At 62.5% G+C, this 2,920-nt stretch carries 2 protein-coding genes; both read left to right on the forward strand.

Annotated elements, in window-relative coordinates:
- Positions 1-288 precede the first annotated feature (288 nt).
- On the forward strand, positions 289-1,818 hold the full coding sequence (locus tag VLR48_RS10750) for a phytoene desaturase (protein WP_325291783.1): 1,530 nt from the start codon (positions 289-291) through the stop codon (positions 1,816-1,818).
- Positions 1,799-2,866: a phytoene/squalene synthase family protein gene (locus tag VLR48_RS10755; RefSeq protein WP_325291784.1), complete on the forward strand. Its 1,068-nt coding sequence runs from the start codon at positions 1,799-1,801 to the stop codon at positions 2,864-2,866. The genes VLR48_RS10750 and VLR48_RS10755 overlap by 20 nt, the downstream gene beginning before the upstream one ends.
- The last annotated feature ends 54 nt before the right edge of the window (positions 2,867-2,920 follow it).

The following is a 2,920-nucleotide window of genomic DNA, read 5'->3' on the forward strand; positions in this document are numbered from 1 at the left end:
AAACTTGACTCACGCGCGCAGAAAGTTGTTCGTCAAGGAACCCTAGCCGACTAGCATGCCGGTCACACATGGGTTTCGCTGACGCTCTACCCATCCTAAGTGTTTCGGTTGTTTTTGAATTGTTCCCCACGTAACGGACGCGATGAGCCAAGTGGATCGCACCGCGGGTGCGTTGCCGGTGCGACCCGGATCACGAGTTTGTCGTTGACTTGACCCAACAGGGGCTCACAAACGCCCATTCCTGCTATAATGTCAACCAACATTGACATTACAGAAGGTCATGCAGACTTGACACTCCCGGCATCGCAGGTCTCCGAGCACACTTCAGGTCGCAGTAAGCCGCACGCGGTCGTTATCGGCAGCGGGTTCGGCGGACTGGCCGCCGCGATTCGTCTGGGTGCTCGGGGTTATCAGGTCACCGTGCTCGAGCGCCTCGACGCGCCCGGGGGTCGTGCCTATGTCCACAAGATCGACGGCTTCACCTTCGATGCCGGCCCGACCATCATCACCGCGCCCTTCCTGCTCGACGATCTGTGGGGGCTGTGCGGACGCAGCTTCTCCGAGGAGATCGACATCCGCTTGATGGATCCCTTCTACCGGATCCGTTTCGACGACGGCAAGGTCTTCGACTACAACGGCGACGCGGATGCCGTGAAGGCGCAGATCGCGAAGTTCTCGCCGCGCGACGTCGCTGGCTACGATCGGTTCATGGAACACAGCCAGGCAATCTTCAAGATCGGTTTCGAGCAGTTGGGCCATGTCCCCTTCAACTCCTGGACCGACATGCTCAAAATCGTCCCGGACATGATCACGCTCGGCAGCCATCGCAGTGTCTACGCGATGGTCTCCAAGTACATCAAGGACCCCTACATCCGCCAGGTGCTGTCCTTCCATCCGCTGCTGATCGGCGGCAATCCCTTCTCCGTCACCTCCATCTACACGCTCATCTCCTTCTTGGAGCGCAAATGGGGCGTGCACTCGGCTATCGGCGGCACGGGCGCGCTCGTGAAGGGGATGGTCAGCCTGATCGAAGGCCAAGGCGGGACGATTCGCTACGGCGCAGAGGTCGAGCAGATCCTGGTGAAGGACGGCACGGCGACCGGTGTTCGGCTCAAGTCCGGCGAGGCGATCGCGGCCCCTGTCGTCGTCTCCAACGCAGACGCGGCCTGGACCTATCGTTACCTCTTGCCGACCGAGCATCGCAGCCATTGGACGGATCAAAAGATCGATCGCGCCCAATACTCCAACGGCCTCTTCGTGTGGTATTTCGGGACCAAACGCCAATATCCGGAAGTCGCGCACCATACGATCCTGCTCGGCCCACGCTACAAAGGCCTGCTGGACGATATCTTCAAGAACAAGCGGTTGGCCAAGGACTTCAGTCTCTATCTGCATCGCCCGACGGCGACGGATCCGGGTTTGGCACCGGAGGGTTGCGACACCTTCTATGTCCTGGCGCCGGTTCCCCACCTCAAAGGCGATATCGACTGGGAGAAGCAAGCCGAGCCCTATCGCGCGCGGATCGCGAAGTATTTGAGTGAAACCGTCCTGCCGGGGTTGGAAGACGAGATCGTCGCCTCGCTCGTCACGACCCCGCGGGATTTCCAGGACAGGCTTCTGTCCTACAACGGGGCCGGGTTCAGTCTCGAGCCCATCCTCTTGCAGAGTGCGTGGTTTAGACCGCACAACGCGAGCGAAGAGGTGAATGGCCTTTACTTGGTCGGTGCGGGGACGCATCCGGGTGCAGGTGTGCCCGGTGTCCTATCGTCGGCCCGTGTCCTCGATACGGTGGTACCCGATGCCTCAACCTATGCTTAAGACCTATCACGCCAGCGCGGCGGACATCGCCGCCTGTCGCCAACTCCTGCGGACCGGCTCGCGTTCGTTCTACGCGGCCTCCTTTCTCTTGCCCCAGCGCATCCGCGATCCGGCCATCGCGCTCTATGCCTTCTGTCGCATCGCGGACGATGCGATCGATTGCGCGGGCGACGAGCCCGGTGCGCAGACGCGCGCGCTGGAGGAGCTCCATCATCGGCTCGACCGCATCTACGACGGCGAGCCGATCGATGAATATACCGATCGCGCCTTGGCCGACGTGGTCGCCTGTTTCGGTCTCCCGAAGGCGTTGCTCGAGGCTTTGCTTGAAGGGTTCGAGTGGGATGCCGAAGGACGACGTTTCGAGGACCTTTCGGGTGTCTACGATTATTCGGCGCGGGTCGCGGGTACCGTCGGTGCCATGATGGCGGCCCTCATGGGCGCGCGCAGCACGCAACTGGTAGCACGGGCCTGCGATCTGGGCGTGGCCATGCAGTTGACCAATATCGCACGGGATGTCGGAGAGGACGCCCGCAACGGCCGTCTCTATCTGCCGCTGTCCTGGATGCGCGAGGTCGGGATCGATCCCGAGGCCTGGCTGAAGGAGCCCGTCTTCAACGACGCACTTGCTAGCGTAATCGAGCGCCTGCTGCGCGCGGCCGACACGCTGTATGTGCGCTCCGATGCGGGGATCGCCGGACTGCCGATGGGGTGTCGTGCCGGCATCAACGCCGCCCGCTATCTCTATGCCGAGATCGGGCGTCAGGTCGAGCGTCAGGGTCTGGATTCCATCTCTCGGCGTGCCGTGGTCCCCGGCAGTCGCAAGGTACAGCTCTTGGCCCCGATCCTCGGCACCGCCGTGCTTTCTCCGCGCTACGTCTCAGCTCCGCCGCTGGACGAGACACGCTTTCTGGTGGACGCCGTGGTCTACTCCGCCCATCGCCCCAGCGAAGAAGACGCCGAAGCCCCGGCGGGCCTGGGCGGTCGTGTGATTTGGGTGCTGGAGCTCTTCGAGCAGCTCGAGGAACGCGAGCGCGCAGTGGCTAACTGATGCGCGTCTCGCGGGATCGGCGCGACATCCGCGGATGTCGCGCCTGAGGGTCTT

The sequence above is a fragment of the Thiocapsa sp. genome, from assembly GCF_035467215.1.
Taxonomy (GTDB): Bacteria; Pseudomonadota; Gammaproteobacteria; order Chromatiales; family Chromatiaceae; genus Thiocapsa.